The sequence below is a fragment of the Pantoea vagans genome (assembly GCF_004792415.1).
GTDB lineage: Bacteria > Pseudomonadota > Gammaproteobacteria > Enterobacterales > Enterobacteriaceae > Pantoea > Pantoea vagans.
This window is the reverse complement of the sequence record NZ_CP038853.1, coordinates 1,907,434-1,920,589: the sequence shown is the minus strand read 5'-3', so window position 1 is coordinate 1,920,589 and position 13,156 is coordinate 1,907,434. Positions and strand designations below refer to the sequence as shown.

Here is a 13,156-nt window from a genome sequence, read left to right as displayed (position 1 = left end):
GCACCCGCAGGCGCGATTGACAAACGGCAAGCATTCTACCTGCGGCGTCTGGCCATCACAATCGCCATTGCCCCTCTGCCTGGCAATAAATGCACCTCTGCCGAAGCCTGCTGATTATTGCCTATACAGTATGTTGTAACTATTATGAGGTGATGTTAATTCAGTTATCACGGCCGCTTTACTGGCCGTCGAGACCACGGATGGGCTTCACTGAAGACCATGTCCGGCAGGATGGACAGTGCCAGTAAAGTGCATGTGCGGTAAAACCACACTTCTGGCAGCGATAGCGTGGCTTGGTGCGAATCTGTTCACCCACCATGTCGCGCAGCACCATCAGACTCTCTTTGGCCCGGCCATCTTCGGCTTCACGCAGGTTTAAATCCATCAGGCGATGGAAAACACGCATCGTCGGATGGCGCTCAAGCTGACGACTGATGTAATTTTGTGCCGCTTCAGCGCCCTGCTGCTGCTCCAGGATGTCTGAAAGATAAAGTTCCGCTGCCGCGCCGGTGTTCTGTTCCACACAGCGCTGCAGAAAGTCTGCCCAGGCGTCAGGCTGATTGAGCCGCTGGAAACAGGTCTCCAGCATGCCCAATGTTTCACTCACCAGCTCTTTATCCTGATCCAGCACGCGCTGCAGATGACCCACCGCTCTGGCGAAGTCTTCTTTTTCCATCAGAATACGGCCCATCATAATGGAGATGCGTGCGCTGTTGCGGTCGGCCGCCTCCCCTTTCTTCAGCAGGCTCATCGCACGATCCAGATCATCGCTGCTCATCGCCTGCAGTGCGAGTTCACAGTAGAAGTGAGCAATTTCACCTTTCTGCTTCTCTTTGCCGAGCTTAACCAGGCGTTCTGCGACCTCGATGGCCTGTTGCCAGTCACTGGTGGCCTGATGAATCAGTAAAAGCTGCTGCAGCGCGCCGATACGAAAATCCGTTTCATCGGTGAGCTGCTTAAACATATCTTCTGCGCGGTCATATAAGCCCGCCGCCATATAGTCGCGACCCAGCTGCTGAACGGCAAGCAGACGCTGCTCGTAGCTCAGGGAAGCACTTTCCATTAATGCCTGATGGATACGGATAGCGCGGTCAACTTCTCCGCGCGATCGGAACAGGTTACCCAGCGTCAGATGTGCCTCTACCGTGCCGCTGTCCTCTTTTAGCATGTCGAGGAACAGATCAACGGCTTTGTCCTGCTGATTGGAGAGCAGGAAATTGACGCCCGCCACATATTCACGTGACAGCCGGTTGGCTTCCTGTTGCTTATCCTGATGCGCGCTGCGGCGGCCCATATACCAGCCATAGGCAGCCGCAACCGGCAGTAACAGAAACAGCAATTCATGCATTGAGGATTATTCCCGGCCAGCCGGAGAAGATGGCGTTGTCGCCAGGGCGGTGCTCTGCTCAATTTGCGTCTGCATACGCTTAATTTTCCGGTTGGCATTGGCCAGTGAAACACGGGTCCGTAACCAGAACAGCCCGCAGATGACCCAGCCAAGCACAAAACCTGCGCCAAACAGTGATGCCAGTAAGGTCGAGATGCTGAACTCACCCTGCGCCAGCAGATAGTTAAAAGTAATGACCTGATCGTTATGCGCGCCTAAGGTGACGGAAATGATAAAAATGACCAGTACCACTAAAAAAATCAGCAAATATTTCACAGTGCATCCTGTTGTGAGGTTATCGGGTAGAATTATGCCAAAAATCCAGCATAAATGCTGCTCCCAGCAGCATCGGGCGAGTCGCTTTTGCGCAGGCCCGACTAATAATATGGGGTCTTAAGGGTGAATTACAATCAGGGCTCCCGCTGTGCCACCTCTTTTTGCTCTTCCGGCGGCAGCGTCAGCGGGCCGCAGAAGCGCTGTGCCAGCCAGGTCGCAACGGTGACCAGCAACCAGGAGAGCACGGTTGCCATCGCCAGATCGCGTGGCCAGTGCATGCCCAGCAGCAGGCGGCTCGCCATCACGCCCGTCGCCCACAGGAAAATCACCACCACGGTTTTATAATGCCGGCGGGGCCAGAGCAGCCCCAGTGCCAGTAGTGCCCAGCTGGCGGCAAACATGGTATGCCCCGACGGAAAAGCAAAGCCGGTTTCAAATGCCCAGTGTCGTTTCAGCCAGCCCGGAATCTGCGTCTCATCGGCAATCAGTGACGTCACCATCTCACCACGCTGTTTACGCTTCAGCTCGTAAAAAGTCTTCTCATCCAGCCCGTGATGCTGCTCCAGCCAGATCACATAGGGACGCGGCTCCTGAATCTGCTCTTTGATAAAGGATTTGGTGTATTGTCCCGCCAGAATAGTGGCGTTCATGATCAGCAGCAGCAGGATGGCGGGCTTCAGGCGAAAGCGCAGGCACCAGAGCATCCAGGCGCTCAGCAGCACGCTGGTGACAATACCCCACGGATTGGTGACGGTTTCCGTCATCCAGAAGAAACCTTTCAGCAGCGCATTGCTTTCACCTGGCTGCCAGCGCCAGCCGGTAAGCCAGACGGCAACCGGCATGATGAGCAACAGCAGCATTCCGAAGGTGGTACGACGCGAAATCTTAAACATCCTCTTCCCTTATCCTAGTGTCAAATGGCAACATTTGCATAACTTTAGCTTAAAAAAGAATAACATAACCGTTGCCGATTGGATAATTGTGCTTTATCACTGCAATTGGTCTCAGAGATTACCAGCCCGCTTCCGGGTTGTGGCACAATATTGCACGTTTGTCAGGCCACACTGGCCTGTGCGCTATCATGATGATAGTGCATCCTCTGAAGGTTCTGGAGAGTCACATGCAGCTTAAACGGGTGGCAGAAGCTAAACTGCCCACGCCATGGGGAGATTTCCTGATGGTTGGTTTTGAAGAATTGGCAACCGGACATGACCATGTTGCACTGGTCTTTGGCGATATTAATGACAACGAGCCGGTACTGGCACGCGTTCACTCCGAATGCCTGACCGGCGATGCACTCTTCAGCCTGCGTTGCGACTGTGGTTTTCAGCTGGAAGCCGCGCTCAATGCCATCGCAGAAGAAGGTCGCGGCGCGCTGCTCTATCACCGTCAGGAAGGCCGTAACATTGGTCTACTGAATAAGATCCGCGCCTATGCGTTGCAGGATAAAGGTTATGACACCGTAGAAGCGAACCATCAGCTTGGCTTTGCCGCCGATGAGCGCGACTTCACCCTGTGCGCAGATATGTTCAAACTGCTGGGCGTGAATGAAGTGCGTCTGCTGACCAACAATCCGCGCAAAGTGGAGATCCTCAGCGAAGCCGGGATCAACATTGTTGAACGTGTGCCGCTGGTCGTGGGACGTAATCCAAAGAATGCGCACTATCTGGATACGAAAGCGGAAAAGATGGGGCATCTGCTGCCGAAGTCATAAATGAAAAAGCCGGGTCTCCCCGGCTTTTTTGTCAGTCCAGCATGTTGCGGATAACGTAGTGCAGGATGCCGTCGTTGCGGTAATAGGTCAGCTCATTACCGGTATCGATGCGACAACGGGTGTCCAGCTCTTCCTTACTGCCGTCAGCACGGGTCAGCGTGACTTTCACGCTGCAGCCTGGCGTCAGTGCCTGAAGATCTTCCACGTCAATGCGCTCTTCACCAGTCAGCCCCAGAGTTTTGCGGGTCACGCCCTGCGGGAACTCCAGGGGCAGAATGCCCATCCCAATCAGGTTAGAGCGGTGAATACGCTCAAATGATTCGGCAATCACGACCCTTACCCCCTGCAGACGTGGCCCTTTAGCAGCCCAGTCGCGGCTTGAACCAGAGCCGTACTCCTTACCTGCAATGACCGCCAGCGGCACGCCTTCCGCCTGATATTTCATCGCCGCATCGTAGATGGCCAGCTGTTCGCCACTCGGATAGTGTCGGGTATAGCCGCCCTCCACGCCTGGCACCATCTCATTGCGGATACGAATATTGGCGAACGTGCCGCGCATCATCACTTCATGATTACCGCGACGCGACCCATAAGAGTTAAAGTCGTTGCGCTCGACGCCGTGTGACAGCAGATAGCGTCCGGCGGGACTTTCCGCTTTAATACTACCCGCTGGCGAGATGTGGTCCGTGGTGACAGAATCGCCCAGCAATGCGAGCACCCGCGCACCGCGAATATCCTGCACCGGCTTAGGTTCTTTCTCCATATCATCAAAGAAAGGTGACAGACGGATGTAGGTCGAACCTTCATCCCAGTCGTACGTTGCCGCTTCACTGACCCTGATCGCCTGCCACTCTGGCGTGCCATCGAAGACTTCGGCGTACTCTTTGTGGAACATATCACTGGTAACCTGCTGCACGGCTGTGGCTATCTCTTCCGGCGACGGCCAGATATCTTTCAGATAGACCGGCTGGCCCTGACGATCGTGGCCCAGCGGCTCCGTCTGCAGGTTGATCTTCATGTTACCCGCCAGCGCGTAAGCCACCACCAGCGGCGGCGAAGCCAGCCAGTTGGTTTTAATCAGCGGATGAATACGGCCTTCAAAGTTGCGGTTGCCGGATAAAACGGCACCGACCGTGAGATCGCCCGCTTTGATCGCAGACTCAATCTCATCTTTCAGCGGACCGGAGTTACCGATACAGGTGGTGCAGCCATAGCCGACCAGATTAAAGCCCAGCTCGTCGAGATACGAGGTCAGCTGCGCGACGGCCAGATAATCGGAAACCACTTTGGAACCGGGTGCCAGCGAGGCTTTGACCCACGGCTGACGTTTCAGACCACGCTCTACCGCTTTCTTCGCCAGTAAACCGGCTGCCATCAGCACGCTTGGGTTAGAGGTGTTGGTACAGGAGGTAATTGCACTGATCACCACCGCGCCATCGGTCAGTGTGTGAGTCAGGCCGGTGTCGCTATCGGTATACTCAACATTCTTATGCGGTTTTTGCGCCTGATTCACTTCCAGCTCGTTGCTGGCATCAAACGCAGCGGGCACATCGCCCAGCGACACCCTGTCCTGCGGACGTTTTGGTCCGGCAAGGCTCGACTCCACCTCATTCATATCCAGTGCCAGGGTGCTGGTGAAACGCGGCTCATCGCCGGGATTGCGCCACAGACCCTGCGCTTTAGCATAGGCTTCCACTAAGGCGACCTGATCGGCATCACGTCCTGTCAGCGTCATGTAGCTCAGCGTGACGTCGTCGACCGGGAAGAATCCGCAGGTCGCACCATACTCCGGTGCCATGTTGGCGATGGTCGCACGGTCAGCCAGCGGCAGATCGGCCAGGCCGTCACCGTAAAACTCAACGAATTTGCCGACGACGCCATGCTTACGCAGCATCTGAGTGACGGTCAGAACGAGGTCGGTAGCAGTAATGCCTGCGCGCAGTTTGCCGGTAAGTTTGAAACCTACGACATCCGGGATCAGCATGGAGACAGGCTGACCCAGCATGGCTGCTTCAGCTTCGATGCCCCCGACTCCCCATCCAAGCACGCCGAGCGCGTTGATCATGGTGGTGTGTGAATCGGTACCGACCAGCGTGTCGGGCCAGGCATACTCTTCGCCATTGAGGGTTTCATGCCAGATCGCCTTGCCGAGATATTCCAGGTTCACCTGATGGCAGATGCCGGTTCCTGGGGGCACGACGCGGAATTTATCAAACGCTTTCTGACCCCAGCGAAGGAAAACGTAGCGCTCATGGTTACGCTCCATCTCCAGCCGGACGTTCTCTTCAAAAGCGTCATCATCACCAAAATGGTCCACGGTGACCGAGTGGTCGATAACCAGATCGACGGGCGACAGCGGATTCACTTTGGCGACATCGCCGCCCAGACGATTCACCGCTTCCCGCATGGCCGCCAGGTCGACCACGGCCGGCACGCCGGTAAAGTCCTGCATTAATACGCGGGCTGGCCGGTAGGCGATTTCACGGTCGGCGTGAGCATCTTTCTGCCAGTCAACCAGCGCCTGGATATCCTCTGTGGTGACAGAGTCGCCATCCTGCCAGCGCAGTAAGTTTTCCAGCAGAACTTTAAGAGATTTGGGCAGGCTATCGATGTTGCCGAGATGTTGAGCCGCGCGGGGAAGACTGAAGATGTGATATTTGTTGGTGTCGACCTGCAGTATTTCCTGACTCAGCTCGCGTAGGGTAGACGACATAGCTCCTCCTTTTTCGGTCATGGTCTTAAACCTTAGTGAGATAAAGGTTTATGTTAAAGATAGACCACAAATTCGTTAACGTTTTGATTACAACACAAATTGCTACAATCGCCGAAAACGAAAATGCCCCGTGAAAACACGAGGCATCAGAAAGAGGTGATTTAATTCAAATTACAGCGTTATCCACACCGCCGCAGACCAGAACGCAAAGGAGAAAGCATACGCGCTAAGCCAGGACATTTTAATAATATTCATTTGGTTCACTCCTTCGCCGGAATCGGGCGTAAAAGTTTTTGCGGTCGCCTGTCAATCGGCGACACCCTTTGGTCTTACAGGATGTGGAAAGGGGCATTTAAAAGCCCACCGGAAACTCCGGTTATAAAAGAGCAGTGACGAATAGATGGTCTTACAACGTTATTTGTTTTTAGGGTCCAGAAACGACTCAATAAACAGTCGCTGGTTATCACTCAAATCCCATGACTCGGGGATAGACACTTTTTCGTCCTTTGCAAGAGCTTCTTTTCCTTTGCAGGATACTGGCTTGTGCTGACCCGTGGTCAAAGAACGTTTATGACTGAGTGTATGTGCCCACATGGCTTTAGCCCCAGATACGCCAAATCATTAACGCTACAACCACCCAGAACAGCGCAGAGGCAGCGAATACGGTTAACCAGGCATTGCGACGGGTGTTGCCAGTACGCTCAACCTTGGTGCTTTTTGCCGGGAAGCCCGGTTGTACAGTCAGTCGTGTATTCATAGTTTTTGATAATCACTCTCAACAAAATGATTGATAACATCGATTAAGATTTAGGAGGAATCCTAAACGCGTTAAGGCCAAAAATCCAGTTATTTTTATTGAGTAAAACGATTAACGGTATTAATCAATAGGCTTCGATAACGTAAGAAATCATTAACTCCTGAACGAATATTTAATTAAACAGTCACCTGAAAAATTTGAGTTAATTTAAAAACAGATCCATTTAAAACTAAAGACCCATCTAAAGAACCTTATGTTTACTGGCTTCACACATCAGCTCTTAACTGGAGTATGGGAATAATCCTGGCGAGTCGCAAAGTGACATAGTTAAAAGTGTGTTGTATTTCGCATTTAAGAAAGCCCAACCGGAAAACATGTGATCAATGTTTCATTTACAAAAAAATCATAAAAACTTTTGATTCTCATTTGGCGCTAAAGCCTGGCAACAAAAAAGGCTGCACCAGGCAGCCTTATGTTGTCGCGTAGCGCATCAACGCTATTTAAATGGCAGCTTAATGTCCTTAAACATCGCCTCAATGTCTTCGTTTGAGCGCAGCGCCACGGCGGTATCCACCACGTCTCGGGTCAGGTGTGGCGCAAAACGCTGGATAAAATCATACATATAGCTGCGCAGGAAGGTGCTGCGGCGGAAGCCAATCTTGGTAGTACTGTTGGTAAAGATGTCGGCGGCTTCAATACGAATCAGGTCAGGATCGGCCACCGGGTCAACCGCCATACTGGCAATAACCCCCACGCCCAGACCTAAACGGACATAGGTTTTGATGACGTCAGCATCAGTCGCGGTGAAGACAATGCGGGGTGTTAATCCAGCGCGATTAAAGGCCGTGTCGAGTTCTGAGCGCCCGGTAAAGCCAAAGGTGTAAGTCACCAGCGGATATTCAGCCAGTTCTTCGATGCTCACCTGCCCTTTTCCGGCCAGCGGATGGTCAGCCGTGACGACAATCGCGCGGTTCCAGTGGTAGCACGGCAGCATGATGAGATCGTCATAGAGATGCAGGGCTTCAGTGGCTATTGCAAAGTCCGCATTACCCTTGGAAACGGCTTCGGCGATCTGGGTTGGTGAACCCTGATGCATATGCAAAGAGACGCGCGGGTAGCGCTCGATAAATCCTTTGATCACGCCTGGCAGCGCGTAACGTGCCTGAGTATGTGTGGTGGCGACATAAAGCGAGCCTTTATCCGGCCAGGTATGCTCGCCAGCAACGGATTTAATCGCATCCACTTTGGAAAGGACTTCACGCGCTATACGGATGATCTCTTCCCCTGCAGGCGTCACCTGAGTGAGATGTTTACCGCTGCGGGCAAAAATTTGCACGCCCAGCTCATCTTCCAGCATACGCACCTGTTTGCTGATGCCGGGTTGAGAGGTGTAGAGACCTTCCGCTGTCGAAGAGACATTGAGATTATGGTTCACCACTTCGACGATATAGCGCAACTGCTGTAATTTCATATCTATTCCATCCCGGTAAGTTACAGAGTCGCATCCCCGCTTGACGTATAGTCGCAAGGGTCAAGAAATGCTATGCATCAGGAAAGGTCGGAAATGCTATAACAACTATATCAGTTTAAGTGACAGAGTAGAACGGATTGATATAAGGCTCAGAAAAAGGCCAGCGAGCGCTGGCCGGATTGTGACGACAGAGTCTGGTTCTGCCTTTTTTGCGCGTTTGCTGGCTCAGGGAACAGGGACAGATCGGAAAGTCGCTTAAGCCAATCCCTGGCCGCTCGGCCCGCGCGATTACGCACCTCATCCCTGAGGTGCGCCCGTTACCGGGCCAACGCTTCGCGTTGTTCAAAAACGCTCCCGGCGTTTTTGTCCCGGGCGCGGGACGCTTTCCTCCTCTGTCCCTGTTCCCTGCGCATCAGACTAAACCGCTGGGTCAGATTAGCCCGACTTTGGCTCAGACATTGTCTTCAGAAAAAAGGCCAGCAAATGCTGGCCTGAGACTTACTTTTTCGCTTCCTGCCACTTGCCATCTATATAGAAGGCGGACCAGCCGGTTGCCTTACCCTCTTTTTCAGAGGAGACATATTGCTGTTTGGTTTTGCGGCTGAAGCGCACCAGCGTTTTATTGCCTTCCGGATCGGCTGCTGGCGCGTCGGCCAGATATTTCAGCTTCTCAGGCAGACGATCTTTGAAGCGCTGAAGCTCCTCCACCAGCGGCGCACGCGTTTCGCGTGATTTCGGGAAGGTGTTGGCCGCGAGGAAAACGCCCGCTGCGCCGTCACGCAATACGAAGTAAGCATCGGACTTCTCACACGCCAGCTCTGGCAGCGGAACCGGATCTTCTTTCGGCGGTGCAACTTCACCACTGCGCAGAATCTTGCGGGTGTTTTTGCACTCTTCGTTGGTACACGCCATGTACTTACCAAAGCGTCCCATCTTCAGGTGCATCTCCGAACCACACTTCTCGCACTCCACCACCGGGCCGTCATAGCCTTTAATGCGGAACTCGCCCTTCTCGATTTCGTAACCGTCACACTCCGGGTTATTACCACAGACGTGCAGTTTACGTTCGTTGTCGATCAGGTAGCTGTCCATCGCGGTGCCACACTTCTGGCAGCGACGACGGGCACGCAGGGCGTTGGTTTCAGCATCATCGCCTTCCAGAATATTGAGGACTTCATTTTCCGGAATCAGGTTGATGGTCTGTTTGCAGCGCTCTTTAGGCGGCAGCGCATAGCCGGAACAGCCCAGGAAAACGCCGGTACTGGCGGTACGGATTCCCATCTGACGGCTACAGGTCGGACACTCAATCGAGGTCAGCACCATCTGGTTCGGCTGCATGCCTCCCTCTTCAGGATCTTTCTCAGCCAGTTCAAGCTGCTGAGTAAAGTCGGCGAAGAAGTGATCGAGAACCGCTTTCCATTGCGCCTCGTTATTCGCCACCTGATCGAGGTTGCTTTCCATGCGGGCGGTGAAATCGTAGTTCATCAGTTCGCGGAAGTTCTCTTCCAGACGATCGGTGACGATTTCACCCATTTTTTCCGCATAGAAGCGGCGGTTTTCTACCCGCACGTAGCCGCGATCCTGAATGGTCGAGGTAATGGCTGCGTAGGTGGATGGACGACCAATGCCGCGCTTCTCAAGTTCACGCACCAGTGACGCTTCGCTGAAGCGCGCCGGTGGCTTGGTGAAGTGCTGACCCGGAAGAAGCTGTTGCAGATCCAGAACATCACCCACGCTGACGGCAGGCAATGTACGATCTTCATCATTCTTACGCAGCGCTGGCATGACTTTGGTCCAGCCATCGAAACGCAGAATACGGCCTTTTGCTTTGAGTTTAAATTCACCCGCCGCCGCTGTAATGGTGCTGGAGTCATATTTTGCTGGTGTCATCTGACAGGCAACAAACTGACGCCAGATCAGCTGATAGAGTTTCTGCGCATCCGCTTCCATATCCTTCAGCTTTTCCGCCACCACTTCCACGTCGGAAGGACGAATCGCTTCGTGCGCTTCCTGGGAATTCTCTTTACTGGCGTAAGTAATGGCGGTTTCAGGCAGATACTTTTTACCGAAATTGCTTTCGATATAGCCACGCGCCATGGCGACCGCATCCTGACTCAGGTTGGTCGAGTCGGTACGCATATAGGTGATGTGACCGGCTTCGTACAGGCGCTGAGCCATCATCATCGTTTTCTTCACGCCAAAGCCCAGACGGGTGCTGGCAGCCTGCTGCAGTGTCGAGGTGATATAAGGCGCGCCCGGCTTGCTGCTGGTCGGCTTATCTTCACGGTCGACGATCTCATAGCGCGCTTTTTCCAGCAGCGCTACCGCGGCATAAGTCTCGTCGCGATTGACCGGACGGAAGGCTTTATCACCTTTGTGCGTCACGTCCATGGACAGCTCATCGCCTTTTGGCGTGGTCAGTGCGGCATTAACTTCCCAGTACTCTTCGGGAACAAAGGCTTTGATCTCACGTTCACGTTCCACCACCAGGCGAACCGCAACAGATTGCACACGTCCGGCCGAGAGGCCACGGGCGATTTTTTTCCACAGCAGTGGCGAAACCATGTAGCCCACCACGCGGTCCATGAAACGACGCGCCTGCTGAGCATTTACCCGGTCAATATTCAGTTCGCCCGGCTTTTCAAATGCCTGACGAATCGCATTCTTGGTGATTTCGTTAAAGACCACGCGGCTGAAGCGCGAGTCATCACCACCGATCATTTCCCGCAGGTGCCAGGCAATGGCTTCCCCTTCGCGGTCAAGGTCGGTTGCGAGATAGATGTGGTCAGCATTGGCGGCTAACGCCTTCAGTTCAGCAACGACTTTCTCTTTGCCGGGCAGAATCTGATAATCCGCTTCCCAGCCGTGATAAGGGTCTACACCCATGCGGCTGACGAGTGCGGCTTTCTCATCTTTTTTAACTTTTTTGACTTTCTTGTCAGTTGAAGCGTCTTTGACTTTCTTATCTGTCGAAGCGTCAGCACTCTTCTTCGCGGTTGAACCACTGGTCGGCAGATCCCGGATATGACCCACGCTGGATTTAACCACGTAGTCACTACCCAGGTATTTATTGATTGTTTTAGCCTTTGCCGGGGACTCAACAATAACGAGTGCTTTACCCATATTTACCTTTACCTAATGAAAACATCCTGCTTAACGGGAGAGGATTGGATGCCCAAAAACCCAGTGGGTTCAATATTGCTGCGCCTGTTTAACATTTCAAGGCGGAGGGGTCAATCTCAGATCAGATGATGCGGCCTGCTGCAACTGCATGATAAAGCGTGCTTTTTCCATCTGAACTCTTCGCACATCCCGGTGCAAAATCCCTGAAATCGGAATCGCCCACACTCTACCTGATAAAATCTGTTACGCAACTTAATTAGCACTCAGCCCGAACTTACGCCAGGTTTTCATCGTTCAGACCGATTTGTCACAGCGCGTGACAGGCCAGTAATATAGAAAGGATTTGGATGCTGTCAAAAAGGAGCGAATAAATGCAGAGATCAACTCAGGCTATTTCCCGCCAGGCGTTGCTGGAAAAGGCCAATGCGCTGATTAAAGAACATGATGATTATTTAGCAGGCATGCAGGCGGATGAGGTAAGTCAGCAGGCGGATGTGCTGGTCTTTCGCGGACCGTTCTTTCTTGATGCGGATGGACTGCCGACCGCGAAAACCACGGCGGTGTTTAACGTCTTCAAATACCTTGCTGTGGAGCTGTCGCCGCGCTATCACCTGGAATGAAAACCCGGCACAGGCCGGGTTTCGCATCAGAGCAGTGGCTTTTCGCCGCGCTGCCAGAGTTTCAGCAGCAACCGCTCAGCCACTGAGCCAGCGCTCTGGGTAAAACGGTCCATCATTTTACGACGGCGGGCGTAATGCACGCCAAGTACGCTGAATTGATCCATCTGACGGATGATCAGGTCATCGCTGGTGCCGATTTCGTCAATCAGGCCGAGATCCAGTGCCTGGCGACCATACCAGTGTTCACCGGTTGCCACCCGGTCGATATCGAGTGTCGGGCGCATCTGGTGAACAAACTGCTTGAAGAGCAGGTGCGTTTCGTCAAGATCCTCCTGGAATTTCTCACGTCCCTCTTCGGTATTCTCACCAAACAGCGTCAGCGTGCGCTTGTACTGTCCGGCAGTATGTAGCTCAACATCAATATCGTTACGCTTCAGCAGGCGGTTGAAGTTAGGGATTTGCGCAACCACGCCGATGGAGCCAATGATCGAGAACGGTGCCGCCACAATGCGATCGGCCACGCAGGCCATCATGTAACCCCCGCTGGCTGCCACTTTATCAACGGCCGCCGTGATGCGCAGACCCGCATCGCGCAGGCGCTGCAGCTGCGACGCTGCCAGACCATAGCCATGCACCACGCCGCCAGGGCTTTCCAGACGCAGCAGCACTTCATCGCCAGGCTGCTTCACCGCCAGCACAGCTGAAATCTCTTCACGTAGTGAGCTCACCTCACCGGCATCCATGCTGCCTTTAAAATCGAGTACATAAAGCGTGGGCTTAACGCTCTCTGTCTGTCCCTGCTTTGCCGCCTGTTTTTCCGCTTTGGCTTTCAGCTTTTCACTTTTTTTATGATTTTTCAGCCAGACTTTCTGCGCCTGCGGCTTCATTTTGGCCAGCTGCAAATCCTCTTTCATCTGCTGATAGTCATCACCCAGATGGGTCAGGCGAAGCTGACCATTTTGTGCCCGTTTGCGCAACGCGGCATTCATGATAATCATGACAATCGCAGCGACGGCAACCACCAGCGTCACCGCTTTTGCTAAAAACAGTCCATACGTTGAAATAAAATCCATCAGGTCGCCTTAGTCACAAAGA

Annotated in this window: 10 protein-coding genes; 2 read left to right on the top strand and 8 right to left on the bottom strand. The window is 53.3% G+C overall.

Features of this window, described 5'->3' with window-relative positions; genetic code table 11:
* Nucleotides 1–178: 178 nt before the first annotated feature.
* The 3 genes from lapB to pgpB form a co-directional block, all read right to left on the bottom strand.
* Nucleotides 179–1,348 (bottom strand): lipopolysaccharide assembly protein LapB, encoded by a 1,170-nt coding sequence (gene lapB, locus EGO56_RS08945; protein ID WP_033783240.1) that lies wholly within the window; start codon nt 1,346–1,348, stop codon nt 179–181.
* A gap of 6 nt (nt 1,349–1,354) precedes the next feature.
* Nucleotides 1,355–1,663, bottom strand: coding sequence for a LapA family protein (locus EGO56_RS08940; RefSeq protein ID WP_013358009.1), 309 nt, complete (start codon nt 1,661–1,663; stop codon nt 1,355–1,357).
* A gap of 134 nt (nt 1,664–1,797) precedes the next feature.
* On the bottom strand, nt 1,798–2,556 hold the full coding sequence (gene pgpB / locus EGO56_RS08935) for a phosphatidylglycerophosphatase B (RefSeq protein ID WP_107319792.1): 759 nt from the start codon (nt 2,554–2,556) through the stop codon (nt 1,798–1,800).
* A 227-nt stretch (nt 2,557–2,783) separates the two neighbouring features.
* Here pgpB and ribA point away from each other — a divergent pair, with 227 nt between their 5' ends.
* Nucleotides 2,784–3,377 (top strand): GTP cyclohydrolase II, encoded by a 594-nt coding sequence (gene ribA / locus EGO56_RS08930; protein WP_010244482.1) that lies wholly within the window; start codon nt 2,784–2,786, stop codon nt 3,375–3,377.
* 31 nt (nt 3,378–3,408) lie between these two features.
* On the opposite strand, the gene acnA is transcribed toward ribA, so the two are convergent.
* The 4 genes from acnA to topA form a co-directional block, all read right to left on the bottom strand.
* Nucleotides 3,409–6,090 carry an aconitate hydratase AcnA gene (gene acnA, locus EGO56_RS08925; RefSeq protein WP_095707126.1) on the bottom strand — a complete coding sequence of 894 codons (2,682 nt, stop codon included), beginning with the start codon at nt 6,088–6,090 and terminating at the stop codon, nt 3,409–3,411.
* A gap of 598 nt (nt 6,091–6,688) precedes the next feature.
* Nucleotides 6,689–6,847, bottom strand: coding sequence for a YmiA family putative membrane protein (locus tag EGO56_RS08915; RefSeq protein WP_003853864.1), 159 nt, complete (start codon nt 6,845–6,847; stop codon nt 6,689–6,691).
* Nucleotides 6,848–7,343: 496 nt separating this feature from the next.
* The gene (gene cysB / locus EGO56_RS08910; RefSeq protein WP_013358012.1) at nt 7,344–8,318 is read right to left on the bottom strand and encodes an HTH-type transcriptional regulator CysB; all 975 of its coding nucleotides are present in this window, start codon (nt 8,316–8,318) and stop codon (nt 7,344–7,346) included.
* A 498-nt stretch (nt 8,319–8,816) separates the two neighbouring features.
* Nucleotides 8,817–11,441 (bottom strand): type I DNA topoisomerase, encoded by a 2,625-nt coding sequence (topA, locus tag EGO56_RS08905; RefSeq protein WP_135908594.1) that lies wholly within the window; start codon nt 11,439–11,441, stop codon nt 8,817–8,819.
* Nucleotides 11,442–11,812: 371 nt separating this feature from the next.
* On the opposite strand from topA, the gene EGO56_RS08900 reads away from it, so the two are divergent.
* A complete protein-coding gene (locus EGO56_RS08900; protein WP_013358014.1) occupies nt 11,813–12,061 on the top strand; it encodes a YciN family protein in 249 nt (82 codons plus the stop codon).
* Between the two features lie 26 nt (nt 12,062–12,087).
* Here EGO56_RS08900 and sohB read toward each other — a convergent pair whose 3' ends face one another.
* On the bottom strand, nt 12,088–13,134 hold the full coding sequence (sohB, locus tag EGO56_RS08895; RefSeq protein ID WP_135908592.1) for a protease SohB: 1,047 nt from the start codon (nt 13,132–13,134) through the stop codon (nt 12,088–12,090).
* Nucleotides 13,135–13,156: the final 22 nt, after the last annotated feature.

Excerpts from the sequence above, each read along its gene's own strand:
- EGO56_RS08915 (WP_003853864.1), bottom strand. The coding sequence starts at position 6,847 with ATGAATACACGACTGACTGTACAACCGGGCTTCCCGGCAAAAAGCACC.
- cysB (WP_013358012.1), bottom strand. The coding sequence starts at position 8,318 with ATGAAATTACAGCAGTTGCGCTATATCGTCGAAGTGGTGAACCATAAT.
- acnA (WP_095707126.1), bottom strand. The coding sequence starts at position 6,090 with ATGTCGTCTACCCTACGCGAGCTGAGTCAGGAAATACTGCAGGTCGAC.
- sohB (WP_135908592.1), bottom strand. The coding sequence starts at position 13,134 with ATGGATTTTATTTCAACGTATGGACTGTTTTTAGCAAAAGCGGTGACG.
- topA (WP_135908594.1), bottom strand. The coding sequence starts at position 11,441 with ATGGGTAAAGCACTCGTTATTGTTGAGTCCCCGGCAAAGGCTAAAACA.
- lapB (WP_033783240.1), bottom strand. The coding sequence starts at position 1,348 with ATGCATGAATTGCTGTTTCTGTTACTGCCGGTTGCGGCTGCCTATGGC.
- EGO56_RS08900 (WP_013358014.1), top strand. The coding sequence starts at position 11,813 with ATGCAGAGATCAACTCAGGCTATTTCCCGCCAGGCGTTGCTGGAAAAG.
- pgpB (WP_107319792.1), bottom strand. The coding sequence starts at position 2,556 with ATGTTTAAGATTTCGCGTCGTACCACCTTCGGAATGCTGCTGTTGCTC.
- ribA (WP_010244482.1), top strand. The coding sequence starts at position 2,784 with ATGCAGCTTAAACGGGTGGCAGAAGCTAAACTGCCCACGCCATGGGGA.